Consider the following 26,591-nt stretch of genomic DNA (forward strand, 5'->3'; position numbering starts at 1 on the left):
TGGTATTTCTAGCATAATTCATACTTTAAGCCCATGAACTTAGACCAGATTTTCAACTCCGCACAAGAGGCCTTTTTGTTTTATAAGAATATATCAGGAAAAGAAAAGGCAGCTTTTTTAGATTCTATAGCAGAAACACTCGAGGCTAACAGGGAAGAAATTGTACCCTTAGCCGTAGAGGAATCCAACTTACCTGAGGGTAGAATTAATGGTGAATTAGGAAGAACAGTTGGCCAAATTCGTCTATTCGCGGGTTTGGTAAGGGAAGGTTCCTGGCTAGAAGCGACCGTGGATCCTGCAGATCCAAACAGGCAACCACTTCCTAAAGCTGATATCAGGAGAATGCTCAGCCCTTTAGGGCCGGTGGTAGTGTTCGGGGCAAGTAACTTTCCCTTAGCCTTCTCCACAGCGGGAGGGGATACTATATCTGCTCTGGCAGCCGGATGCCCTGTTATTTACAAGGCGCATCCTGCACATCCAGAAACTTCCAAAAAAGTAGCAGATTGTATTCACCAAGCAATTCTGAAATCAAGCCTTCCTTCCGGGATTTTCAGCCATGTGGAAGGAGGAATAGACATTGGTCAGGAATTGGTCAAACATCCTTTGGCAAAGGCTGTAGGTTTTACAGGTTCACATAAGGGAGGAAAGGCCTTGTTTGATCTAGCTAATCAAAGAGAGGAACCTATCCCTGTTTATGCGGAAATGGGCTCAGTGAATCCTATTTTTTGTTTCAAAGAGAAGTTGGCAAATCAGCTGGAACCTTTGGCAAAAGCTTTTGTAGGCTCCCTAACTTTGGGAGTTGGGCAGTTTTGCACTAATCCCGGATTAATATTCGTCCCAAAAGCTCAAGCAAAAGCTTTTGAAAAGGCAATATCTGATGAATTAAATGATATCGCTTCAGCTCCTATGCTTCATCCTGGAATCGCTCAAGCCTACTACGACTCTATACAATACTTACAATCCAGAGAGGAATTGAGATGGGTTAAAGTAGCCGATCCTCAACATTTGATCAACGGGAGTACTGCCTTAGCCGAGATCAAAGCTTCGGATTGGCTCAAAGATACTGTTTTCCAAAAAGAGGTTTTTGGTGCATTCGCCATGATGGTGGTATATGAAAATCAGGATGAATTACTCGAAATTGCAAAACACCTCCATGGTCAATTAACCATTACTATTTGGGCTGAAAATCATGAATTACAAGATCAGCTATTCTTGTTGAATTTGCTGGAAGAAAAGTGCGGAAGATTGTTGTTTAAAGGAGTTCCAACGGGAGTTGAAGTGGGTTTTGCCATGCAGCATGGTGGCCCATACCCATCCACTACAGACGCTAGAGGCACCTCAGTTGGAGCTTATGCCATCAAACGATTTGCAAGACCAATTGCTTTCCAGGACATGCCACAGGAATTGCTTCCAGATGCATTGAAAGATGGAAATCCACTGGGAATCTGGAGAATGGTGAATGGTGAGTATAAAAAATAAGATACAATAGAAATACAGTGGAAATATGCCCAGCAAGCAGGGTGAAATACTTTTCAATTAGTATTTCTGAAATCTTGGTATGATATATTTCACCCGACGAAGGAGGGAATATTTCAATATAATTTAAACCTTTCATTTCATTTAATGTCTCGTCACACATTCAGCTGTATCGATGCCCATACTTGTGGCAATCCTGTCCGGGTAGTTTCAGGTGGAGTCCCTTTCCTTCACGGAAACTCCATGTTGGAAAAAAGACAATATTTTCTGGAAAATTACGACTGGATTCGCACGGGATTGATGTTCGAACCAAGGGGTCATGATATGATGTCAGGCTCTATGCTTTTCCCTCCGCATAATCCCGAAAATGATTTGGCAGTGCTCTTTATCGAAACTTCCGGATGCCTCCCCATGTGCGGGCACGGTACGATAGGAACGATCACCATTGCTATAGAAGAGGGTTTGGTATATCCCAAAACTCCAGGATTCTTGAGAATGGAAGCTCCTGCCGGTTTGGTCTTGGTCGAATATCAGCAGGAAGGCAAGAAAGTGAAGTCAGTTAAACTTACCAATGTCAAAAGTTATCTGGCAGCGGAAGATTTGGAAGTTGAAATTGAAGAACTGGGCAAATTGAAAGTGGATGTGGCCTATGGCGGGAATTTTTACTGTATTGTTGACCCACAGGAAAATTTTCAGGGCTTGGAGCATTACAAGGCTGAACAGTTGATCTCAATGGCCAGAAATCTCCGAAAAAAAATGAATGAGCGCTATGAGTTTATACATCCCGAACACGAACAAATCCGGGGGCTTTCTCATGTTCTTTGGACCGGAAAAACCCTAGCAGAAAGCAGCACCGCAAGAAATGCGGTATTCTATGGAGATAAAGCTATTGACCGCTCTCCATGTGGGACTGGCACTTCAGCCAGAATGGCCCAGTGGTATGCGAAAGGTTGGTTGAAACCCGGAGAGAAATTTATTCATGAAAGCTTTATTGGATCCAAGTTTATTGGCAGAATTGAAGAGGTTACCAGTATTGCTGGAAAACCAGCCATAGTACCCAGTATTGAAGGCTGGGCAAAAGTTTATGGATACAACACCATCATATTGGATGATGATGATCCTTATGTACATGGATTCCAAGTCATTTAAGAGTCAAGATGCGAGAGCCAAGAAATTAGACTTTATGGAATCTTGTTTCTTGTATCTAGCTTCTAGCTTCTAATTATGAAACCAACCATCATCATCGGCGGAGGAATTGTAGGACTCTTTTCCGCTTATTTTCTACAAAAAGAGGGAATTGAGGTAACGATTATTGATCGCACCGACCTTCAAGATAATTGCTCTACGGGCAATGCGGGAATGATCGTACCGAGCCATATCATCCCATTGGCAGCGCCGGGTATGATTACAAAGGGGATTTCCTGGATGTTTTCCTCCAAGAGTCCATTTTATATCCATCCCAGATTAGACTACAAACTCCTACAATGGTGTTTGTTATTTTTCAAATCTGCCAATCAAAAACAGGTAGAAAAAGCTATCCCTTTTCTGAAAAATCTAAGCTTACTCAGTAAGGCACTTTATCTGAATTTTAAAGATGAACACCCTGAGGCGCATTTGGCATTACAGGAAAAAGGCTTGATGATGGTTTATCAAACCGAAGCCGTTGAAAAGGAAGAGGTTGAATTTGCACATCTGGCAAGAAAATATGGCTTAGAAGCTGAGGTATTGATACCATCAGACATTAGGAATGTAGAGCCAAACTTAGAAGTAAAGGCCAAGGGAGCTGTTCTTTTTCCCGGAGATGCACATTTAGATCCGGGAGCTTTGTATAGCTTTTTGAAAACCTACTTAGAAGAAAAAGGAGTAAAGATATTGGCCTCCACCCAGGTTTTAGGTTTTGATAAATCAGGAGGAAAAGTGTCAAGTATTCTTACTGATAAGGGGTCCATCCCCGCCGAGAAAGTCCTCTTATGCGGAGGATCTTGGTCTGGTGAGTTGGCAAAAATGCTGAACTTTTCGCTCCCTATGATGGGTGGAAAAGGATATTCTTTTCTTCAAGATAACAAACCCGAAATCAAACAGGCAAGTATCCTCACTGAGATGAAGGTAGCGGTCAGCCCATATGGAGAGCAGATTAGATTTGGGGGCACCATGGAGATCGCAGGTACAAACCAGTCTATCAATATGAATAGAGTCAAAGGTATTTTTGAATCTATTAATCGCTATTATCCAGATTTTCAAGCTAAGTTTCCAAAAGCAGAAAATATTTGGAAAGGATTGAGACCTTGCTCGCCAGATGGATTGCCTTACATTGGTTTTGCCCCTGGTTATTCGAATGTATTGGTGGGAAGTGGACATTCAATGATGGGAATATCATTGGCACCTGCTACAGGAAAACTCTTAGCCGAACTGCATCAACAAAAAGATAATTCAATAGAGATTGGCGGTTTTGAAGTGGGAAGGTTTAATTAAATGAACAGGTGACCAAAATTCTTGTTCAAACAAACAATTACTCTATTTCTATTAAAAATTTACAAACGGTTTATTCTTTTTAATCTGATTTAATTTATTTCATGTTGAACTTAATCAACCCAAAGAATGAAAGGAATTGAAAATCATTTGGTCTTATTAATCATCCGTCTTGGTGCCGGAGGTATGATGCTAACACATGGCATTCCCAAAATTGGAAGAATCATGGCTGATGAGGTGAAGTTTGCAGATCCTTTCGGATTGGGTCCAACCTTCTCTTTGGCGCTGGCGATCTTCGCAGAAGTGATTTGTTCTGCCTTGATTATTCTGGGTGTCAAGGTTCGCCTGGCTAGTATCCCATTAATGATTACCATGCTTACAGCAGCTTTCTACGCCCATTGGGATGATCCATTTGGAAGGAAAGAGCTTCCACTTTTATACTGCCTGGTATTTCTAGGTTTATTGGCATTCGGGGGAGGAAAGTACTCCTTGGATACCATTTTCAAGAAAAAATAAAAAAACCACAACCCTTACGAGTTGTGGTCTGGAAATTAGGTCTATTGTAATTACTTCCCTCCTAAGGCATTGGCACCTGCAACGATCTCCAAGATCTCGTTGGTAATAGCCGCCTGACGGGTTCTGTTATACATCAATCTCAATTCTTTGAGCAATTCACCGGCATTTTCAGTTGCCTTATCCATAGCAGTCATTCTAGCTCCATGCTCGGAAGCATTGCTTTCCAAGACTGCTTTGTAAAATTGAATCTTCAAAGATGTAGGAACCAATTCCTCAATGATATAAGATCTGGATGGTTCTAAGATATAATCTGTTTCTGCTACTTTTTCCTCTCCGTTATTCTCTTTTGCCATTGGCAAAAACTGTTCAGTACGGATAATCTGAGTAGCTACGTTTTTGAATTCATTGTAAACCAAAACCACCTGATCAAAGTCTCCAGCTACATAGGCGTTCATAGCGAACTCAGCAGCAGCTCTAACATTGTCAAAAGATACATCAGAAAAAACCTGATAGAATTGGCTGATTACAGAAAACTCACGCTTTTTGAAAGTCTCGTAAGCCTTTTTTCCCAAAGGTAAGATGGTGATTTCTTTCCCGGCAAATTGTCCTTTAATCGCAGCATTGGTTGCTTTGATTACGTTGGAATTGAAAGCACCGCACAAGCCTTTGTCCGAAGTCACAGGTACAATCAACACCTTATTTACTTCCCGCTTTTGAGCAAAAACAATATCTGCTGCTCCATCTTGTGAAGCGGAAACATTGTTGAGAATATTGGTCAACTTCTGAGAATAAGGACGCATCTGAACGATTTTGTCCTGAGCTCTTCTGAGTTTCGCAGCAGAAACCATTTTCATAGCTTTGGTAATCTGCTGAGTAGAAACTACCGAGGTGATTCGCTGCTTTACTTCCTTAAGGTTAGCCATCAGTGCTTAATTGTAATCGGATATAAAGTGCCGGAGGAATACACCCCCGGCTAATTGATTTATTTTGCGTATTTCGGTGATAATTCTGCAGCTGCTTTCTTTAGAATTTCACCAGCTCCGTCAATATCTCCTTTTAGGATCAACTGCAAAGCTTCCGGATAAGAAGTATCCAACAAAGTATAGAATTCCTTTTCGAATGCTCTTGCTTTCTCAACAGGTACAGAATCCATCAATCCTCTTGTAGAAGCATAGATAATAGCTACCTGATGAGCTACGGATACTGGAGAGTATTGAGGCTGCTTCAAGATCTCTTGGTTTCTTCTACCTCTTTCGATTGTTCTCTTGGTAGTTGCATCCAAATCAGAACCGAACTTGGCAAATGCTTCCAATTCACGGAACTGAGCTTGATCCAATTTCAAAGTACCGGCTACTTTTTTCATGGACTTGATCTGTGCATTACCACCTACTCGGGATACAGAGATACCTACGTTAATTGCAGGTCTGATACCGGAGTTGAACAAGTTAGTCTCCAAGAAAATCTGACCGTCAGTAATGGAAATTACGTTAGTCGGAATGTAAGCAGAAACGTCACCAGCTTGAGTCTCGATAATTGGCAAGGCTGTTAAAGAACCTCCACCTTTTACCAAAGGCTTGATAGACTCAGGAAGATCGTTCATTTGCTGAGCAATGGCATCAGACTTATTGATCTTAGCTGCTCTTTCCAATAATCTGGAGTGCAAATAGAATACATCACCTGGATAAGCTTCACGTCCCGGAGGTCTTCTTAGCAATAGGGAAACTTCACGGTATGCAACTGCCTGCTTAGACAAGTCATCATAAACAACCAATGCAGGTCTTCCGGTATCACGGAAGAATTCACCGATCGCTGCACCAGTAAATGGAGCAAAGAATTGCATCGGAGCTGGGTCAGCAGCAGATGCAGAAACAATAACTGTATATGGAAGAGCTCCACCTTTATCCAAGGCTGCAACAACGTTTGCAACTGTAGAAGCTTTCTGACCGATAGCAACATAGATACAGAAAACAGGTTCGCCTCTATCGTAAAATTCTTTTTGGTTGATGATAGCATCAATAACTACGGCAGTCTTTCCAGTCTGACGGTCACCGATAACTAATTCACGCTGCCCTCTTCCAATTGGAATCATGGCATCGATAGACTTAATTCCAGTTTGAAGAGGCTCAGTTACAGGCTGTCTGTAGATTACACCTGGTGCCTTACGCTCCAAAGGCATTTCATACAAATCACCTGCGATTGGTCCTTTACCATCAATTGGGTTACCCAAAGTATCCACTACTCGGCCCAACATGCCTTCACCGACTTGGATAGAGGCAATTTTCTTGGTACGCTTTACAGTATCGCCTTCTTTGATCTCTTTAGAGTCACCGAACAATACCGCACCTACGTTGTCCTCTTCTAGGTTCAGTACCATTGCTTTCAGACCATTGTCGAATTCCAGCAATTCACCGGCCTGAGCCTTAGAAAGTCCATAGATACGAGCTACACCGTCCCCTACTTGAAGGACTGTACCCACTTCTTCGAGTTCGGCCTCTGTTCTGGCTCCGGAGAGTTGTTCTCTCAAGATTGCCGAAACTTCATCTGGTCTTACTTCTGCCATGATATAGATTGATTAATGCTTTTGGATTAGATTTTACTTTCGTAATGATTTTCGCTAAACTGATTTTTCAATACTCTCAGTTTACTGCTTAATGACTCATCCAATTGACGGTCATTCACTTTTAATACATATCCTCCGATCATCGCAGGATTGATTTTTTCAACTAACTGCACTGAGTCCTTTCCGGAAATTTCTTTAACAATGGCAATAAACTCTTTGCGCATTTTCTCATCTATCGGGAAAGTAGTAGTCAATTCAGCTACTTGAATAGATTTATGAATGTTGTATTGAATCTCAAATTCTTTAGCAACGTCTATCAGAATTTCTTCTCTGTTTTTTCTGGAAACAATTTCAAAGAAAGTCAGGGTCATTTCCTGAGCTCCTTTAGCAAAAAGTGCTTTCAAAACCTTCAATTTCTTTTCAGAATTGATGATTGGGTTTTTCAGCAATAAGCTCAGATCTCTATTGCCATTGGCAATAGTGGTAAGCTTTTGGAAATCCTCATGAACTTCTTCCAACTGACCTTTTTCAAGGGCTAGTTCCAAAATGGACTTGGCATAGCGGGATGCTACTCTTTGGTTTGACATGGGAGGATCTTAGTTTAGCTTCAAATCTTTGATGAATTCGTCAACCAACTCTTTCTGAGCTTTCTCATCTGACAAATTCTTTCTCAATAATTTCTCTGTTACTTCAAGGGTCAAGACAGCTACTTGAGTTTTCACCTCAGCTAAAGCGGCTTTCTTCTCAGTCTCGATCACTGCTTTCGCATTTTCGATCATTTGAGCTCCCTGCTTGCTGGCCTCGGCCTTAGCGTCTTCAATCATTTTATTGGAAGCATCCTGAGCTTTTTTCAAGATGACATCTCTTTCCAATCTGGCTTCTGCCAATAGCTTCTCATTTTCAGCTTTGAGATTAGCCATTTCATTTCTAGCAGTTTCAGCTGCTTTCAATGCATTTTCAATGCTGCTCTCTCTTTCTTCCAAAGCTGCAAGCATAGGCTTCCAAGCAAATTTGATCAAGATAAAAAGCAAACCTAGGAAGCCTAATAGCTGCCAGAAAATAAGACCGGAACCTGGGGTTATCAAATCCATGATGTATGATTTATTTCAGATTGTTCAATGAAACAGAAAGAAAAGGGAATGGCACGAAGCCAGACCCTTTTCAATTTTTGATTAGCTGATGCCCGCGATATTCAACGCGATCAACAAACAGATTACCGCTGCGAACAGGGAAACCACCTCGATCAAGGCTGCGATGATCAACATAGCACCTTGGATCTTACCAGCAGCTTCTGGCTGACGAGCAATAGATTCCATTGCCTGACCACCGATACGACCGATACCAAGTCCTGCGCCAATCGCAACAATACCAGCACCGATTCCAGCTCCCATAAGAGCATAACCAGCAGTCAATAAGATAGACATTAACATAATTGTAGATTTATAAATTGAACAAAGAAATTCCTAATTAATGATGATCGTCATGCGCGTGCTCTGCTACCGCACCACCTATGTACATCGCTGTAAATAGTGTAAATACATAAGCCTGAATTGTAGCAACCAGCAATTCGATAATATTGATAAATGTGACCATCAAGGTACTTACTACCCCAATAGTGTAAGATTCAAAGATGAATGCCAAGGCAATAAAACCTAGGATTACAATGTGTCCAGCAGTGATTGCCACAAACAATCGGACCATCAAAGCAAATGGCTTGGTAAACAAACCGATGATTTCTACCGGAACAATGATCAACAACATTGGAATCGGAACTCCAGGTGTTGCGAAAACGTGTTTCCAATAATCCTTATTTCCGTTCACGTTGGTGATGATAAAGGTCAAAACCGCCAAGGTGCAAGTCACAGCAATATTACCGGTTAGGTTAGCAGCACCAGGAAGAAGACCCAATAGGTTACCAAACCAAATGAATAAGAAAAGTGTGATTAGGTAAGGAACAAACTTTTTGTATTTGGGACCAATCGAATTTTTTGCAATCTCATCTCTCACAAAAATCACGATAGGCTCAATCAACGCAGCCGCACCTTTAGGGGCTACAGCACCGTTTTTCTTGTAGTGTCCAGCTGCAGAAAGCGCAATCCATGCCAAAATGAACATGACGATAAACATCATGACCACATTTTTCGTAATGGATAACTCAACGAAGCTACCTTCATCAACTCTACCCAAATGATCATGCTCGTCAATGTAATATCCTTCGTGGGCGTATTCTTTTCCAAACTCATGAGTTTCGTGATTTTGGAAATTGGAGGACATAAAAACCTCCAAACCTCTGTCGCCGGAATAGACAATTACAGGCAAAGGCAGGGTCACATGCGTGTGACCAAAGGTCGCAAAATGCCACTCATGCGAGTCTTTCACGTGATGCATGATGAAGCTCGTCTTGTCTTCCTCTGATCCGGCTGCGAAAGTGGGGTTAGAAAATCCCAGCAAAAATGCTGATAATAAAATACTTAGGGCCAGTAGTTTGCGCGTCATCAACTCTTTAATTTGAGGGCTACTTTGAAATCGGGCGCAAGTTAGATAGAAAGGCGTAGATATCAAAAACTAAGTAGAACAAAAAAATCACAAAGAAATCTCCTATAAACAAAATTATATTCTCCATTCCGGGCCAAACTTCGATCCCAACGAACACCAAAGAGCCAATTAATCTCAGAATCATTGCTAAAACAGATATTTGAAAGAAATTTTCAGAAAATGATTTGAGTAAAAAAGCGTTTAAAACATTGATAAAAAAGGAGATAATTAGGAGGAAAAAATAAATATGCCAGATATGAGTGTGGATAATCTGTGGTACCAAAACCTGTAAAATCAAGATCAATCCTGCCAAAATCCCCGAAAGGATAAAGAAGCGGAGATGCATATTTTTTGGTAAAGACATGGTGAATTAATTTTTTACAAAAGTACCAAATTTTATTTGGATGATGGTTTTACGAATTGAATTCCTGCTTTTAGACTATAAGATTGCTTATGGCATTTTACTTCCAGGAAAATCAAACCTTATAGCACAGCCCTCGCTATTACTTGTTTTTAAGACTTCTAATTTTAGATTTCAGACTTCTGATTTTAGCTTTCTAACTTCACCTATCTTGTTTCATCGACACCCAAAGCTGATAAAAAGCCAGAAAAACCGATAAAAAAGAAAACAACAGTATCCACACAGGAAATTTCATGTCACTTTTTTGCTGCAGCCACCAACCAAACCAGGTTCCCGCACCTATCACACCAAATAATTGAAAGGATAAACCAATATATTTGACAAAGGAATTGCTGTCATTCCATGCTTTTCTCTCCTTTTTTGGATCTTCAGGTTGCTCCATATTCTTAAATAAAGTAAAATAATCCGATACCTTTCCTCTGGTATTCAGTGAATTGAAATATTTGAATGCCTATTTCGTTCGCTATGTAGCACAAAAGAGCTATTTTGGTATCACAAATCTTTGTATTTATTCATGCGGCTTACATCCCGGCTCATATTTATTTGTTCAATTTTTTTAGGTTCCTGCTCTTCAGAGAGGAATACCTTCACCAACCGGGCTTTTCACAATCTCACATCTCATTACAATGCTTACTATCTAGCAGATGTCAAGATCAATGAAGTGCTGAAAGAAGTAAAAAGCAACTATAAAGAAGACTACACTCAGGTTTTACCGGTATTTATTCCTATCGATTCTGCGACTATCCAATCTTCCAATGAAAAATTGGAGTCAGCGAGGGAATTGGCATCTAAGGCAATTGAATGGCATAGAATATCCAAGTGGGTAGATGATAGCTACTATTTAATCGGAAAAGTAGATTATCTGGAGGCTCAATCTGATGATGCAAAAAATGCCTTCAAATACGTCAATGTCAAAAGCAAGGACAGGGACCTCAGACATAAGGCATTGATTAACCTGCTTAGACTATATGTGGATTTGAGTCAATTTGAGGATGCCAATTTTACTATAGATTATTTGTCCAAAGAGTCTAAAATCAATGAGGAAAATCGGTATGAGCTTTACAGGACTCTGGCCTATTATTACGAAAAAAGAAGGGATAGAAGTGGAGTGATCGGAGCCTTAGATAAAGCCACCGAATATGCGCAAGACAAAAAAGAAACCTCCCGAATTAATTTTATTCTAGCTCAATTATATCAAAGAGAAGGCTTGGATGCTTTGGCTTTTGATTATTACAAGAAAGCTCAGGAGGGAAATCCCCCCTATGAAAGAAGTTTCTTTGCCCAACTTTATGCTCAGCAAGTGGCCGAGTTGAATGCTTCCAAGGATTTGAGAAAAGTTCGGAATTACTACGAGTCCTTATATGCAGATCAAAAAAACAAGGACCTCAAAGATGTAGTGGTTTACGAAAGGGCTCTTTTTGAAGAAAAACAAGGTGATATTCCTTTAACTGTAAGTCTACTACACCAAGCAGCAAAAGAGCCCGGTAGCAACCCAAGGTTGAAGGGGTACATTTACCAAAAGCTGGCAGACATAAATTTCAATGAATTTAAAGATTACAGAGCCACAAAGTATTACTTGGATAGTGCCTTAACTTTTATCAAAGCCTCAGATCCAAGCGCTGCTCAAATTGCACAGCAAAAAGAAACCTTGGATCAATATGTCTTTCATGTGGAGAGAATTCAACAAAATGATAGCCTTTTGTTTTTGAGTTCTCTCAGCAAAGAGGAACAGACTGCACTTGCAAACCAGTTTATCAAATCTGAAGAGGAAAGGCTTCTAGCCGAAGCAAAGGCAAAAGAAAAACCCAAAAATTCAGGGATTTTTGATAATCTCTTAGCTTTTGCAGACAGGGGCTCTGGTTCTTCTTTCTATTTCGATAATGCAGTTGCAATGCAGCAAGGAGCAATTACATTTTACAGAACCTGGGGTAATCGTCCTCTTCAGGATAATTGGAGAAGAAGTGCAGTTAATTTTCAGGGAAATACCGGCAATAATCCACAGGCAACAGTAGATTCCACCGCCACTACTGATGAAAACAATCCCCTAAATCAATTACCTGATATAGAAACTCTGTTAGCACAGATACCTCAGACTGCTGAAGACAAAAAATCATTAAATCAGGAATTGGAGGAGTCTTATTTTGAATTGGGCAAGGTTCTTTATTTTGATTTAAAAGAAATAGAGAGATCTATTGACAATTTGGAGGTACTGGTCCGAGAGTATCCTAACAGCTCCAAAAAGCCAGAAGCATATTACCTTTTGTATTTGGCACAAAAAGAAAGAGGAGGAAACTTTCAGCAGTATGTAGGCCGATTAAATCGGGAGTATCCTGATTCACAGTACACCTATTCAGTAAATAATCCAGAAGCAGCTTCAGGAAATATAGCCTATCTCCAATCTTCCAAAAATTACGAGCAGGCCTATGATTTATACTACAACGGCAACTTCGGAGAAAGTAGAAGAATTATCCGATCAACTTTGGAAGAATATCCATTAACAAGAAATACAGAACGATTATTGCTCTTGGATATCATGATTTCCGGAAAAGTTGAAAGCCGTGAAAGATTCAAAGAAAGGCTGGAGGCTTATATAGAAAACACAAAAGATGCGGGCTTGGTAGAATTGGCAAGAAATATGCTCAAGCCACTCTTGCCGAAAGAAGATTTGGCTTCATTAAATCAGGCAGACAGTACCGCTCTGGACTCTGCTAATTTGAATTTATCCTTGAAGGATTCTGTTTCGACAGAGAAAAAGCTATTGGATTCTCCATTTAAGTTGGATGAAAATCAGACTCATATCATGGTTTTGGTCATGAGCCCGGAGGAAGCAGAAAAGGCCGCAGGTTTGGTTGGAGAATTGGAAAATTTCCATGCTAAAAACTTCTCCAATTCAAGGTTGAGGACTGGTAATATGAATATGAATAGAGAAAATGCCATTTATATCATCAGTCCATTCACTAATGCGGAGAAGGCAAAAGAGTATTATTTGAAATTTATGGAGAACTTTGAGTCTGCCAAACTTAGCAAAGAGCTTAAAGACCAGGCATTCTTTATCTCCATTGAAAACTTTCAAATTCTGAATAGAAGTAAAAACTTAGAAGAATATAGAGCCTTTTTTGAGGCATATTATCAATAAATATGAGTAAAAACACCAAGCCCGAGACAACTTCTTGGGCAAGTAAAACAATCAAATACCTCTGGATTGCCTTTGGAGCAATGGTTTTCGGATTCATCCTATTCGTGTGGATGGTCTCTGTAAATTTCTTAGGGCTTTTTGGTCCACTTCCGGATTTCAAAGCACTGGAAAACCCAGAAAGCGAAGTAGCTTCAGAATTATATTCTTCTGACGGTCTGCTATTGGGAACCTATGCCCGGGAAAATAGAAGTCCGGTAAGTTTCAATGAGCTTTCTCCCAATCTAGTCAATGCCCTCATCTCCACAGAAGACGTTCGATTCGAAGATCACTCTGGAATTGATATGACAGCAATGGTTCGGGTTTTTGTCAAATCAATTCTCTTGGGGCAAGATGCTGGGGGTGGTTCTACCTTAAGCCAGCAGACTGCTAAAAACCTATTTAAAACCAGAACTGATGCCAATCAGGGCTTTTTGAGTTCTATTCCGGGTTTGAGAATGTTGATTATCAAAACCAAAGAGTGGATTGTAGCTACTCAGCTGGAAAAGGCATACACCAAGAATGAGATTTTGACCATGTATCTGAATACCTCAGAGTTTGGTTCGAACGCATACGGAATCAAAACTGCCGCAAGAACATTCTTCAATAAAACTCCGGCAGAATTGGATGTGCAGGAGTCTGCCGTCTTGGTAGGTCTTTTCAAAGCTCCAACCTATTATAGCCCTGTTTTCAATCCTGAAAACTCTTTGAGAAGAAGAAATACTGTTTTGTATCAAATGGTGAAAAATGATCATTTGACACAAAATGAATTTGATTCGATTTCAAATATGCCAATTGAACTGGATTATAGAGTTCAAAACCAAAACCAAGGATTAGCTACTTATTTCAGAGAAGTAGTGAAAGCAGATTTGCTTCGATGGACCAAAGAGAATATCAAGTCTGACGGAACCTCCTATGATTTGTTTGGCGATGGCTTGAAAATATATGTAACCATCGACAGCAGGATGCAGAAATATGCTGAAGAGGCTGTTGCTGAACAAATGGCAGCATTACAGCAGAAGTTTTATAAGGAAATGGGAAGTCGTGACCCTTGGATAGACAGCGAAAACAGAGTGATTCCTAACTTCATCGAAAATGCTGTTAAACGAACCGAAGCTTACAGACTATTGAAACTCCGCTACAAGGACAATGAGGACTCCATCAATATCAAGCTCAATGAGAAGAAGAAGATGAGAGTGTTTTCTTGGGATGGAGAGATAGATACTTTGATGAGTACCATGGACTCATTGAAATACTATAAGAAATTCCTTCAGACAGGTTTTGTAAGTATGGATCCACATACGGGCCATATTAAAGCTTGGGTTGGTGGAATTGATCATAAATATTTCAAATTTGACCACGTAAAGCAAGGAAAGAGACAGCCAGGTTCTACTTTCAAACCATTTGTCTACGCTGCTGCAATAGAGAATGGATACAGCCCATGTTATTCAGTGATTGATCAACCTGTGGAAGTTTACATTCCAGGCCAGCCAGCTTGGTCCCCGTCCAACGCTGATGGCAAATTCACCTACGAAAGAATGACCATCCGTAAGGCAATGGCCAAATCAGTCAATTCGGTGACTGCATATATGATGAAAAAACTCAGTCCGAAAATAGTCATTGAAACGGCTAGAAGGTTGGGCGTTACCAGTGATTTGGAAGAAGTTCCAGCCTTAGCTTTAGGTGTAAATGACGTATCTGTTTTTGAGATGGTGGGTGCATTTGGAACCTTTGTTAATCAGGGTGAGCATACCACTCCATTCTACATCGATAGAATTGAGGATAAAAATGGAAATGTTATTCACCAATTCACTCCGAAGAAGAGACCTGCTATGAGTGAGGAACATGCATATTTGATGACATATATGCTAAGAGGAGGCTTCGAAGAAGAGTCCGGAACTAGCCAAGGAGTTCCTTGGTCTTTGAGAGAGGGCAATGAATTAGGCGGTAAAACAGGAACTACTCAAAATGCTTCCGACGGCTGGTACATTGGAATCAGCAAGGACCTAGTAACAGGGGTGTGGACAGGCGGAGATGATCGTGCTATCCACTTCAGAAGCTGGTACGATGGTCAAGGTGGACGAACAGCCAGACCTATCTGGGTGAAATATATGGAGAAAGTATATGCAGACAAAGATCTTGGATATACCAAAGGCCCATTTCCGAGGCCTGAAAGACCACTCAGCATAGAAATCAATTGTGATGTCTACGAAAAGGAAAGTCAGCGATTCGTAGAATTTGATTATGATTCGAAAAAGAACGATTTCTAAGTAAAAAATCTTCTATTATTGAAAACAGCTTCATTTCGGAGCTGTTTTTTTAATTTAGCCGTATGCAGTCATCTTCATATTCACCGGAAGCTTATAATCAATTACCCGATCATCCGGGCGTATACAAATACTTCAATGAAAGTGGAGATCTGATTTATGTTGGAAAAGCAAAAAGCCTTAAAAAAAGAGTAAGTAGCTATTTCAATAAAAATACAGGAGTGAACCTCAAGACCAGAAGAATGGTCAAAGAGATTCGGAAAATCGAAATCACCTTGGTGAATTCTGAATTTGACGCGCTCCTATTGGAGAACAACCTAATCAAGAAATCTCAGCCTAAGTATAACATCTTACTAAGAGATGATAAAACTTACCCCTATTTACTGATTACCAAAGAGCATTTCCCAAGAATTTTCCCCACTAGAAAATTAATCCCAAAAAGAGGAACATACTTTGGACCTTTTGCCAGTGTCAAGGCGATGAATAATGTACTGGATTTGATCAGGGAGCTTTTTACTATCAGAACCTGCAAGCTGGACTTATCGCCATACAAAATTGATGAAGGAAAGTATAAGGTTTGTCTGGAATACCATATTGGCAACTGCCAAGGTCCTTGTGTAGGAAAGCAGGCAGAAGTGAATTATTTGAAGGACTTGGAGCAGGCAAAGCATATATTGAAAGGCAACTTGGGGATAGCCAAAAGCTATTTCAAACAGGAAATGCAAGCCTACGCAGAAAGCTTAGAATTCGAAAAGGCCCATAGAATGAAGGAAAAGCTGGATCTTTTAGAAAAATATCAGGCCAAATCTCTTGTGGCTAATCCAAGCATTTCCAATCATGATGTCTGTACTTTGGTTTCAGATGAAAAATATGCCTATGTCAATTACATGCGCGTCAAAAATGGTTCTTTGATTGTTTCCAAAAATGTGGAATTAAAAAAGAAGCTGGATGAAAGCAATGAGGAATTACTGATAGCAGCTTTAATCAGGTTACAAGACCAATTTAATAGCGACGCTGAGGAGGTATTGGTAAACATAGATATCACAGAGCCAATAGAAGGTCTTAATCTAACCATGCCTAAAATTGGTGATAAGAAGAAACTGATAGAACTCTCAACCAAGAATGCACTATTCTATAAAAAAGAGAAGGCATTACTTCAAGGATTGAATCAAGATAAGAAGGACAGAGTTATCCGTCAGTTGCAGCAAGATTTGAGTTTACCGGAGATTCCTGATCATATAGAATGCTTTGACAACTCCAATATTCAAGGCACCAGTCCTGTGGCAAGTATGGTTTGTTTTTTAAATGGAAAGCCTGCTGTAAAGGAATACAGACATTATCACATCAAGACAGTGGAAGGGCCTAACGATTTTGCCAGCATGAAGGAGATCGTGACAAGAAGGTATAAAAGACTGATGGAAGAAGAAAAGCCTCTTCCTAAGTTAATTGTGATCGATGGAGGAAAAGGACAGCTTTCTTCAGCGGTTGAAGCAATTCAGGATTTAGGAATATATGGTAAAATGCCCATCATCGGGATCGCCAAACGCCTCGAAGAAATCTATTTCCCAGGAGATTCCTACCCCATTCATATTGACAAAAAATCAGAAAGTTTAAGGTTGCTTCAAAGAATAAGAGATGAAGCTCACCGATTTGCAATCACCTTCCATAGAAAGGTTCGCAGTAAAAATGCTTTTGGAACTCAATTAACAGCAATACCTGGAATTGGGGAGTCCACTGCCAATAGACTCTTGAGTCATTTCAAATCGGTAAAAAAGATCAGTCAGGCCAGCGAGGAAGAGCTAACCGAAATTATTGGATCAAGCAGGGCAAAAGCTTTGATTGAATGGAAAGAAAAAAATAAAGGGGCTTAAAGCCCCTTTTTATTTTACCACTCCCAAAGGGAGTTTTCAAATTCTAGTAGTTTGTATTCGAATGCTAATGCATCCATGTATGCTTTCATGTCTGGGTTCGGATGATCTGCCCTAACCATATCAGCAATTAGAGCTTCATCTGGATTTGTGAACCTTCTCACTACCGACCTAAAGAGTCTACTTTCAAAAGCTTCATCATAAGTCAAACTTTTAGATATGTTCTGGTAATTAAGCCATCGGGCTTCCGGATGATCTTTAAAGTAGTTGTAGAAATCTTTGTAGCGAATATAACCTATAGTTTCTTGACCTGCATTGGAATTGGTAGCAGATGGCATTACCAAATGAATGAATTTAATGTCAAAAACCATATCCGAATGATGCTTATCGAATACAAAATCTTCCTTGAAATCCAGATAATACAATTGCTTAACGAAAATACTATCTCCAGTTGCATTCAACCAGAAATTCTCTTGGAATTCAGCAATTGATAATGGACGGGTAAAGTCTTCGTCAGCAAAAACTTCCAAAGCATTTTCATCCACAACAGCTTTATAGATATAGCTCATGATGCCATTAGTCTTAGCATCACCAGAGCCATAAAGAGAAAGATTGTACTTTTCCCTCAAATCAATTCTTCTCCAGACACCAATTTGATACATTTTATCGTCCTCTCTAATCCTTTTGGCAGAGAAAACGGTATCAATAGCAAATTGTCTATCACCGTATCCAGATGGACTCACACTAGTAGCCGCAACTTGGGCTTCACTCGTCAAAGGGGCTAAGCCACCAGCTACGAGTACGGATAAGAATAAATTTTGAAGAAACTTTTTCATAATCGTATTTTCTGAATTCTTACCGGAAAATTATTTTACTCCGATACGAATGATTTGATTCAATGAGGTAGGAATTTTATTTCCTCTAAAGTTGGTACGGGTTACTTGATTCACCACCACCACTATATCATCACCAGGTCTTGCACTTTCCAAAAGTGATCTCATAGCTAGGCTGTTTCCATTTGAAATCTGGATAGTCTGTCTTGGAACATCACTTCTCAATAATCTTACTTCTCCACCTGTTACCTCGAAATTGGCATCTTTCGCCATTGTTCTTCCGAATGTAGGCTCAGGAGTAGCTAAAATTTTCAAACCTGTAAGCGATCCAATTGCTTGAGCTTGTGCCAAGTCAACCGGAGATCCATTGGACATAGCAGCAACAATGGTTGGAGCAGGAACTGGTTTAATATCAAACGTTACGTCATCAATTTTATTTCCTCCAGAACTAACACCGATAGTTACTTTACCAGATGCTCCAGGAATAATCGTAACCTGCCCAGGCTTATTTCCTTTGATAGATTGACCATTACTTACAGAGAATTCAGGCGCATAAGTATTTCCAAGCGCTGGAACCTCAATTAGCAACTCATTGGCACAATCTGCATACAATTGCTGAACAACCTCAGAAGAAACTTTTACTACTGGTTGAGCAACAAAGTATTCGTACTCTACAGGAAGAACTTGATCTTCGCCACCGATATTGGTAACAATTTCACCTTTTAATACTCTTCTAGCCAATCCTCTATCATCATATTGAGAAGCTGGAGTAGCCGTAAATTCAATCTGACCAAATCCTCTTTCATCCACAGTTACTGATCTTCCATCCAAAGTCATGGTTGGAGTAGCAGATGAAGATGAAGAAGCAATAAACATAGTACCTTCAAATTTGGTACCAGCAGCTACGATATTGGAAACTGCAGAGATTTTAGCTTCTGTGATATCGGCTTTGAAGTAGAATGAACCGATTGTGTTGGCGATGGTAGTTAATGCTTCACTTTCGATATTCAACACCTCATTTTGATATTGAGAAATCAAAGCCATTACTGCACCCACTGGGGACTTCACAAAATTCAAAGCAACAAAGCTTTTATTCTTTGCTTCAGAGTCATTTTTGAAGAGGTCGATTTCAGCTGCATCCAATGCAATTGGAGCAAACTTTCTATCGGTAATACCTACGCTAGCCAAAATCTCCTCAATTTTAGTAGGATAAGCATTTAGAGTTTGTTTCATCTCCTCGCCTTTCCCATTGTTCACGAAAAGGTTACCTGCAACCTCTGTATTTTTCAAGGAAGAACTCACAAAAGTACCTTCTTCATTCTTAGCGTTAGACTGAGTAATCAGCTGCTGCTTCAAATCTTCAAGGTAGCTGTAGATTTCCTTGGTAGTTTCACGCACTTGCTGTGCTGCTGCTACTTTAGGAACATCTTTCTCATTATTTCCTTGCTGTTCAACTGTATATTCAATTGAACCAACCGTTGATTCGTTCTTTAGGATAAAGTTCCGGGAAGTTCTCTCCATCCCATCATTGATCAAGACGAATTTCTGGAGGATCTGATTACTTACTTGTAGAGCCAGCAATGCTGTCAATACCAAGTACATCATCCCGATCATCCGCTGTCTAGGTGTCTCTTTAACTCCTGCCATTTGTTTTTATCTAATGGTTTTTTTGTTTGGGAAAGAATTAACCTTTCATAGCGGATAGCATTCCACCATAGATTTTATTCAATGAGCTTACGTTTTGATTCAATTTCGCAAGTTCGTTTTTGAAAGCTTCTGTTTCTTTGCCTGCTTCGCTAAGACCTTCCATAGCAGCAGTCATATTAGAATAGAATTTATTCAATGTTTTCACGTGGCTGTTAGCATCCTGAAGCTCCATTTCATACACTGCATTTAGGGCAGAAAGGTTTTTGGTTACAGTCACTACCTGATTGTGATATTCTTTAGCATCCTGTGAAGCAGCTGACATTTCAGTCAATGCAGCAGCAGTTTTACCATAAGATGCGTTCATGTCTACTAGAGTTTTTGCAGCTGTTTTCACGTTGGTAGCATACTCATTGGTAGCTACTGCTGCATCTGCCAAGTTGCCCATTTTTTCAGCTGAGCTGGCAAGATTTTGCATGCCTTTACCTAAGCTTTCAATCAATTCAGGACCAACTTTAGCATTGGCTAGCATGTCGTCAAGCTTTTGAGAAACTTGATCACCAGCTCCAGCTGTTGCTCTTGCTTTCTTAGGAGCAGGACCATCTCCAGCTAATTCCGGATAAACTTTAGTCCAGTCTACTTCCTCCGGTCTTGGTTCAAAGGCTGAAAGGAAGAAAATCGCCGCCTCAGTAGTAAGACCTACACCGATCATGATGTTAGCGCCTTGCCAGTCAAGGATTTTAAACATTGCACCGAGGATAACGACTGCAGCACCAATACCATAGATTTTAGGCATTACGCTGGAATAAAAGAAGTTGCTTTTGCTAGCCATTTTGTAATTAAGAATTAAGGTTTTTGGTTTTTAAAGTGTTGGGTTGATTTATCGTCTTCGTCTTTTGCTGGATTTCACATCCATGGAGCCAGACCTTCCGATAAAGGTCATTGCGGTTCTAAATCCGATGTGAGCCTGAGCCACATCCTGATATTCATAAGTTCTTGTAGATGTTTCTAGGTAGTGTGCGATATCTTTCCAGCTACCGCCTCTTACTACTTTTCTTGGTTCAGTTTCCACATCATACACTGGGTTCAAATCCCAAGTAGCAGTTCTGGAAGTAGCAGCATAAGCATCCAATACCCATTCTGCAACATTTCCTGACATGTTATGAAGTCCAAATCCATTTGGAGCAAAAACATCCACTGGTGCTGTGTAAGCAAATCCATCGTCAATGTAATTACCTCTTCCAGGTTTGAAATTAGCCATTAAGCATCCACGCTTATTTTTCAAGTAAGGACCACCCCAAGGATATTTTGCTACGTCTTTTCCACCTTTTGCTGCGTATTCCCATTCTGCCTCAGATGGCAAACGGAAACTTGGCAAATCAAATTCAAATTCATCATTTGCATTCATGTGGTAGGTTCTCCACTCGCAATATTTTTTCGCCTGATCCCACGTCACACCCACAACTGGGTAATTGTCAAATGCAGGATGATCAAAATAAAACTCCATCAATGGATCACCATAGTGAAATGAGAAGCTTGTAGACCAAACAGTAGTATCTGGCTTTAACTCATCTAAGTTGAATTGTGGCTCCTCTTTTAAAGTGGTAGGAGTACCAGTAGTAAGTGTACCTTCTTTAACAGCTTCTAAAAATTGTCTGTATTTGTTATTGGATACTTCATACTTATCCATGAAAAATTCAGATATGGTTATCTGTTTGTTCATTGATGATTGTGTGAAAGCAATGTCCTCATCGGATTGTCCCATCCAAAAAGTTCCTGCCTTAATAGGAACCATATCGTATGGGAGGTTTTGTTGCCATTGTGCTCTCTTCGGAACACCAGTCACTTCACCTCTCCTATTGAGCTTTTCACTTGCCGATCCTTTTTTACTAAAAAGTCCGCATCCAGGTAAGATTGTCGCAATTGCCAAGCCCAAAACGATCGGCATTAGACGGATATTATTTTTATTATACATAAATGACATTTTTTATATCATCAAATGAAAGTCTTATTTAAAACCTTGACTAAGATCGAAATTTAGCTGAATTTTCAACAGATATGCAAATAACTTGCCAATTTTAAACAGAATAAATTTTCATAAATTCTCCTGAAGTTCAGCTTTATACAAGGGCTAACCTGTATCTCTTAAAATCTAAATCTTGGAGTCCGCTGAATGACTCGCTCTACATTTCTGCTTATATCGGTTAATCTATAACGTAACATAAGCTCATGACTTGTCGGAGATTTTGCCTCCAAACCGCTTACTACCAAATCAAAGGAATACCCTAATACAAGAGAATTATCTCTCAACAAAGAGTATCCCAAGATAAGGGAAACACTTTCTTCCCCTCTAAATGCCACTCCCCCACTAATCTTATTCTGGTGAGTAGCAATAACGCTCACATCATAAGAAAAATTATTGAAGGACACAGATTTTAATAGAAAACTTGGCTCTATTCTCAACTGCCCTACTGGTCTGAATCTATACCCAAACAATAAATAGGAATGATTCCTTAATGGATTTGCAAAACCTCCATCTCCAAAATCAAACTCGGGTTGATTGAGATGTCTAGAACTCAAACCTACATAATAATCTCCTCGGTCCAAAAGAAGTCCTGCTCCAAAATTGAAATTGATGGCATTTTCCTTTCCTGAAGAAGGTAAATTAGGTTCAGGGTTCACCACAACCAGCTCTCCATAATCGATTGAACTGGAGAACATACCTGCATAGGCACCAAAACTAATCGTAGTTCTATTGATTTTTTTATGATATGCTCCTTGAAGATTGATCTCCAAATTTCCTGTGGCGCCTATTTGATCATTGACTATAGTAATACCGTAACCAATATTTTTCCCTTCTAAACTACCCTGAGCTGTCAAAAGCTGCGTAATAGGTGCTCCTCCTGCCCCTGTAGAAGTAGAATAATTTGCCCATTGAGTTCGGTGAAGTGCTGAAAATCGAAATCCTCCTTCTCTTCCAGCAAATGCTGGATTGTAATACATGCCATTATACATGTACTGGGTGAATTGCGCATCTTGCTGCGCAAAGCTGGATTCGATGCTGAAAAAGCTGAGTATAACAGCAAAGCCAAAAATGTATTTCCACCGACTGCTTTGAATCATTTGAATGTGGTTTTGTCAGATGATAGAACTATTGTAAGCAATTAAACTGAAAAACCACAGAATTTGATTTCAAGATTTACAAATTGTTTGCCTTTTTTATATAAAGCTCCAACGCTCCTGTCATACTTGGGGCATTTGGAAGCGGTGCTTCAATATCTAAAATCAATCCCATATCTCTTACGGCTTGTGCTGTGGTCGGACCAAAAGCCGCAATCCTGGTTCTTCCTTGTTCGAATTCTGGGAAGTTTTGTTTCAAAGATTTTATTCCTGAAGGACTATAGAAGGCTAAAATATCATATTTAACATCCGCAAGATCTGACAAATCAGCGGCTACTGTATGATAAATGATTGCTTCTGTAAATGCAATACCTGCTTTCTCCATGTAATCTGGAATATCGTCTTTACGAATGTCGGAGCAAGGAAATAGGTATTTTTCGTTTTTATGTTTCTTGAAATAATCAAAAAGATCTGATGCAGTTTTCTGACCTACAAAAAGCTTTCTTTTTCTGATTACAATATATTTCTGAAGATAATGGGCTGTTTGATCCGAAATACAGAAGTATTTCATGTCAGCGGGCATTTCTATTTTGAATTCTTTACAAATATTAAAAAAATGATCGATCGCGTTTCTGCTTGTAAAAATGATTGCAGTGTGCTTAAGGATATCAATTTTTTGCTTTCGAAATTCCTTGGGAGGAACCGGCTCTACCTTAATAAACTGCCTGAAATCAATCTTGAGATTGTATTTTTCAGCCAGTTGAAAATAAGGTGAATTTACATCGTTAGGTTTAGGTTGAGAGACAAGAATACTTTTGACTGGTTTAAACCGATCCTTAATAGCTGCACTCATGCTTATTAATTTCTTTAAATTATATCTACTATTGACCTAATACCATGATCCATTTTGCAAGGATCAGAAAAGGCACCAATTCTGCGATGCAAAGGTAAGTAAATAAATGGTATTTCTTAAAAGATAGGCGATTCATCATAATTAAGAAAAGTCCGGTGATGCCAATTAGATAAAGCCAAAAGAAAACTTGGAGAGATAATTCAAGAACATTTTCCAGCATAAAAAAGGAATTCATCAGATAAACGAAAATAACTCCGATCATAATAAAACATGCCCAAACAATTAAGCGAAGCAAATAGAAAAAGTGTGGAAATTCCAGCTTCCTTAAATCAAATAAATAAGCAACAATTCTAATCCCAATAAACTTGAATACTGTAAGAATTAGCAAACCAACTGTAGTGACCAACCAGAAAATCATCAGGGACATCACATCTTGATCGATCAATTGAAAGACCAAGTCTCCCTTATAGATCACAAAGCCCAACGTACCCACCAAAGCCAGCAGTAAATTGACCATAAAAACAAATAGCAAAACGTCCATTGAGAAAAACTTTTGCAAACTTCCAACATCGGAAAAATCCTCATCACTAAGTAGCCCACTAGGTCTCAGCATGCCGGAAAAAAGAAAAGGATATGCTTGCTTGTAAAAGGCAATGAAAAATAAAACAATAAGTAATCCTAGTCCGAAAAAATCCCTGAGTACACTTCTCTTTTTTTCCCGGATACTTATGAGATTCTTGCTTTCCTCCGGAGTGGTCTGATCCAACTCAGTTCCAATCATTTTTTTCAAAATGATATTTTGGCTTCCTATACCTTCCTTATATAAAGTCAAGATCACTTTTTCCTGAGCTAATTCTTGAGCCACCTCAGTAACCCTTCGAATTAACACAGTGTCAGAATTGGAGTAAAACCAAAGTTTTTCCCCAGCAAAAACAACCGTCTGCTCTGGCACTTCCAGATAAAGATTAGCCATGGGAAAAGTTGCCAGATTCAACTCCTGACTTATTCTATCACTACTTGCAAACCAACTCTCTCTTTCAGCTACCTCCCAAGTTTTGGAATAATCTTCCAAAACCTGTGCAGACAGGGAAAAACCAGGAATAAAGAAAACTGTGAAGAGAAAGAAAATCCGGATTCTGGCCATTTTTTTTTAAAATCTCGCTAAATATCCAAAATGAATTTTTGATTGGGAAAAGGAAGCTTGTTGTTCATTGGACTTTCCAATCGCATAGATAAATCTGAAAATCCCCGAACCTGTCTCAAAATTCAGGCCCGCACCAAAAGAAACCGGCCTGTCAAAGGAATTTGCAAAGTAAGGGTTTTCTAGAATCCCAAGATCTATAAATGCCAGTAGAAATGAATTTTCTCCAAAAAATAATCGCTGCTCTGCATTCAGATAGGCAAAAGAGGAAGCAAAGAAAAAATTTTCATTAAAGCCTCGAATACTTTTCAGACCTCCCAATCTGAATAAATCATTGACCAAAAGTGTTTCATTTCGCACAAAACCTCCTGCACCCCCAAAGTACATTCCCCAGGAAGGTTTAAGAAACAGATGCTTTTCCCAAATAAGACTGACAGAATATTGTGGATTGCTCAATTCCAAATCCTGATAAACAGCTTCAGGAATCCCTGTATTTTGAAGTATTCTCTTGTTTCCAGCTGAAATCTTCCCAGAAACCTTCCAGCCTTTTCTCGGCGCAATCACATCATCCAACAAATTAAAATCCACTCCCAAACCATATTCATTCCATCTAAAATCGGCTACATCTGGTAATTGCTCCACCTGCCTGAATGCAAAAGTTGAGAGTAAATCACTTGCCTTTCTGTTGGTAAAAAAGGTCAGGTACAAAGAGCTACTCGCATTATAACCCACCCGAAGTCCTAGATTTCTATTGATAAAGGTACTATCCTGCTTGAGAAGACTAAACTCTCCCCCCACATCCAAAGGACTATTGAAAAGAAACGATTCCTTGGCTTTGATATTGAGGTTTTGGGTTAATTCATTAAACCTTTGCCAGCTGACCTCCACATCTCTTCCTTTCCCTCCTAAATGAAATAACTGCAAGTCCAACTGACCGGTAATCAACACCTTACCTGGTTCATTTTGATTAGGCAAAAATCCAATGATTCCATCCAACACATTAGAGTTTCTCTCGACCAAGCTAAAAACTGGCTGAGCTTTTTGAATCCTAAATTCCACCTCGGGTTGACTTCTAAGTCTGAAATAAGGAGATCGATTCGCAAGTCTGCTTGCCCTTTCCAGTTCTTTCTGAGAGAAAGGATCATTAGGAATGAGCCCGGAAAATCTCTGAAAATATTTGGCCTTAGTTTTAGGAGTTCCATCCAAACTAATACTATCCCAAACTATCAAGGGCCCGGATTCATATATAATGGAAGCTTTTATCCCGTTTTCTGTTCTTTCCAGACTGTCCATCTGAACCGACGCAAAAGGATAGCCCTGATTCTCGGAGATTCCTACAATTCTGTCAAATATGGAATTGACTTGAGCGAAAGACAATTTCCCAAGGTTCAATTCTTTTGCCATGGTGGAAGGTAGATTCCCTTGGGACAAAATTACTTCCTCTATTTTTTTACCTGTTTCAAATTTAATCCAGAGCGAATCCCCTTGAACTCGCTGATTTTGAATAAACGCACCCAAATAACCCTGTGCCTGATAGGATAGTAAAAGGGAATCGATTCCATGTCCTCGACCTTTATCGGATTCAAACTGCCGCCACTCATACTCCACTCCATCTAAGCTCCATCCCAACCAAAGCTTTTCCTGTGCTTGAAGCGAAAAAGTCAGAGGGAGATAAACCAAAAAAAGGAACAAGATGAGTTTCATGTGTTTATAATT

General features: G+C 39.7%; 22 protein-coding genes. 7 read left to right on the forward strand and 15 right to left on the reverse strand.

The window, feature by feature from the left end; genetic code table 11:
- Positions 1 to 33 precede the first annotated feature (33 nt).
- From B2906_RS03615 to B2906_RS03630, 4 genes are all read left to right on the forward strand, one after another.
- Entirely contained in the window at positions 34 to 1,479 is a 1,446-nt protein-coding gene (locus B2906_RS03615) for an aldehyde dehydrogenase (NADP(+)) (protein ID WP_219957108.1), read from the forward strand.
- 144 nt (positions 1,480 to 1,623) lie between these two features.
- The gene (locus tag B2906_RS03620; RefSeq protein WP_219957109.1) at positions 1,624 to 2,625 is read left to right on the forward strand and encodes a 4-hydroxyproline epimerase; all 1,002 of its coding nucleotides are present in this window, start codon (positions 1,624 to 1,626) and stop codon (positions 2,623 to 2,625) included.
- 75 nt (positions 2,626 to 2,700) lie between these two features.
- A complete protein-coding gene (locus B2906_RS03625; RefSeq protein WP_219957110.1) occupies positions 2,701 to 3,948 on the forward strand; it encodes an NAD(P)/FAD-dependent oxidoreductase in 1,248 nt (415 codons plus the stop codon).
- A 126-nt stretch (positions 3,949 to 4,074) separates the two neighbouring features.
- Positions 4,075 to 4,461 (forward strand): DoxX family protein, encoded by a 387-nt coding sequence (locus tag B2906_RS03630; protein ID WP_219957111.1) that lies wholly within the window; start codon positions 4,075 to 4,077, stop codon positions 4,459 to 4,461.
- Positions 4,462 to 4,511: 50 nt separating this feature from the next.
- Here B2906_RS03630 and atpG read toward each other — a convergent pair whose 3' ends face one another.
- From atpG to B2906_RS03665, 7 genes are all read right to left on the reverse strand, one after another.
- Positions 4,512 to 5,384, reverse strand: coding sequence for an ATP synthase F1 subunit gamma (atpG, locus tag B2906_RS03635; RefSeq protein ID WP_219957112.1), 873 nt, complete (start codon positions 5,382 to 5,384; stop codon positions 4,512 to 4,514).
- 59 nt (positions 5,385 to 5,443) lie between these two features.
- Positions 5,444 to 7,021 (reverse strand): F0F1 ATP synthase subunit alpha, encoded by a 1,578-nt coding sequence (atpA, locus tag B2906_RS03640; protein ID WP_219957113.1) that lies wholly within the window; start codon positions 7,019 to 7,021, stop codon positions 5,444 to 5,446.
- 26 nt (positions 7,022 to 7,047) lie between these two features.
- On the reverse strand, positions 7,048 to 7,608 hold the full coding sequence (atpH, locus tag B2906_RS03645) for an ATP synthase F1 subunit delta (protein WP_219957114.1): 561 nt from the start codon (positions 7,606 to 7,608) through the stop codon (positions 7,048 to 7,050).
- A 9-nt stretch (positions 7,609 to 7,617) separates the two neighbouring features.
- Entirely contained in the window at positions 7,618 to 8,112 is a 495-nt protein-coding gene (locus B2906_RS03650) for a F0F1 ATP synthase subunit B (protein ID WP_144604603.1), read from the reverse strand.
- Between the two features lie 81 nt (positions 8,113 to 8,193).
- A complete protein-coding gene (gene atpE / locus B2906_RS03655) occupies positions 8,194 to 8,451 on the reverse strand; it encodes an ATP synthase F0 subunit C (RefSeq protein WP_026947636.1) in 258 nt (85 codons plus the stop codon).
- Between the two features lie 37 nt (positions 8,452 to 8,488).
- Complete coding sequence (atpB, locus tag B2906_RS03660) at positions 8,489 to 9,517, reverse strand: F0F1 ATP synthase subunit A (RefSeq protein WP_091652277.1); 1,029 nt, start codon at positions 9,515 to 9,517, stop codon at positions 8,489 to 8,491.
- A gap of 602 nt (positions 9,518 to 10,119) precedes the next feature.
- Positions 10,120 to 10,359: an AtpZ/AtpI family protein gene (locus B2906_RS03665; RefSeq protein ID WP_219957116.1), complete on the reverse strand. Its 240-nt coding sequence runs from the start codon at positions 10,357 to 10,359 to the stop codon at positions 10,120 to 10,122.
- A gap of 132 nt (positions 10,360 to 10,491) precedes the next feature.
- Here B2906_RS03665 and B2906_RS03670 point away from each other — a divergent pair, with 132 nt between their 5' ends.
- The 3 genes from B2906_RS03670 to uvrC all read left to right on the forward strand — a co-directional run bounded on the left by B2906_RS03670 (position 10,492) and on the right by uvrC (position 17,287).
- Positions 10,492 to 13,113, forward strand: coding sequence for a tetratricopeptide repeat protein (locus B2906_RS03670; RefSeq protein ID WP_219957117.1), 2,622 nt, complete (start codon positions 10,492 to 10,494; stop codon positions 13,111 to 13,113).
- Between the two features lie 2 nt (positions 13,114 to 13,115).
- Entirely contained in the window at positions 13,116 to 15,419 is a 2,304-nt protein-coding gene (locus B2906_RS03675; protein ID WP_219957118.1) for a penicillin-binding protein 1A, read from the forward strand.
- A gap of 62 nt (positions 15,420 to 15,481) precedes the next feature.
- Positions 15,482 to 17,287 carry an excinuclease ABC subunit UvrC gene (gene uvrC / locus B2906_RS03680; RefSeq protein WP_219957119.1) on the forward strand — a complete coding sequence of 602 codons (1,806 nt, stop codon included), beginning with the start codon at positions 15,482 to 15,484 and terminating at the stop codon, positions 17,285 to 17,287.
- 14 nt (positions 17,288 to 17,301) lie between these two features.
- On the opposite strand, the gene gldN is transcribed toward uvrC, so the two are convergent.
- From gldN to B2906_RS03720, 8 genes are all read right to left on the reverse strand, one after another.
- Complete coding sequence (gldN, locus tag B2906_RS03685) at positions 17,302 to 18,120, reverse strand: gliding motility protein GldN (RefSeq protein WP_091652258.1); 819 nt, start codon at positions 18,118 to 18,120, stop codon at positions 17,302 to 17,304.
- 30 nt (positions 18,121 to 18,150) lie between these two features.
- The gene (gldM, locus tag B2906_RS03690; protein WP_286935629.1) at positions 18,151 to 19,764 is read right to left on the reverse strand and encodes a gliding motility protein GldM; all 1,614 of its coding nucleotides are present in this window, start codon (positions 19,762 to 19,764) and stop codon (positions 18,151 to 18,153) included.
- A gap of 37 nt (positions 19,765 to 19,801) precedes the next feature.
- Positions 19,802 to 20,593: a gliding motility protein GldL gene (gldL, locus tag B2906_RS03695; RefSeq protein ID WP_091652253.1), complete on the reverse strand. Its 792-nt coding sequence runs from the start codon at positions 20,591 to 20,593 to the stop codon at positions 19,802 to 19,804.
- A 48-nt stretch (positions 20,594 to 20,641) separates the two neighbouring features.
- Entirely contained in the window at positions 20,642 to 21,736 is a 1,095-nt protein-coding gene (gene gldK, locus B2906_RS03700; protein WP_286935630.1) for a gliding motility lipoprotein GldK, read from the reverse strand.
- A gap of 170 nt (positions 21,737 to 21,906) precedes the next feature.
- Positions 21,907 to 22,884 (reverse strand): PorP/SprF family type IX secretion system membrane protein, encoded by a 978-nt coding sequence (locus tag B2906_RS03705; protein ID WP_286935632.1) that lies wholly within the window; start codon positions 22,882 to 22,884, stop codon positions 21,907 to 21,909.
- Between the two features lie 76 nt (positions 22,885 to 22,960).
- Complete coding sequence (locus B2906_RS03710; RefSeq protein WP_286935633.1) at positions 22,961 to 23,734, reverse strand: uroporphyrinogen-III synthase; 774 nt, start codon at positions 23,732 to 23,734, stop codon at positions 22,961 to 22,963.
- 28 nt (positions 23,735 to 23,762) lie between these two features.
- Positions 23,763 to 24,878: a DUF4271 domain-containing protein gene (locus tag B2906_RS03715; protein WP_286935634.1), complete on the reverse strand. Its 1,116-nt coding sequence runs from the start codon at positions 24,876 to 24,878 to the stop codon at positions 23,763 to 23,765.
- Positions 24,879 to 24,884: 6 nt separating this feature from the next.
- On the reverse strand, positions 24,885 to 26,579 hold the full coding sequence (locus B2906_RS03720) for a BamA/TamA family outer membrane protein (protein ID WP_219957123.1): 1,695 nt from the start codon (positions 26,577 to 26,579) through the stop codon (positions 24,885 to 24,887).
- Positions 26,580 to 26,591: the final 12 nt, after the last annotated feature.

The sequence above is a fragment of the Algoriphagus sp. UBA3586 genome (assembly GCF_002376385.1).
GTDB classification, from domain to species: domain Bacteria; phylum Bacteroidota; class Bacteroidia; order Cytophagales; family Cyclobacteriaceae; genus Algoriphagus; species Algoriphagus ornithinivorans.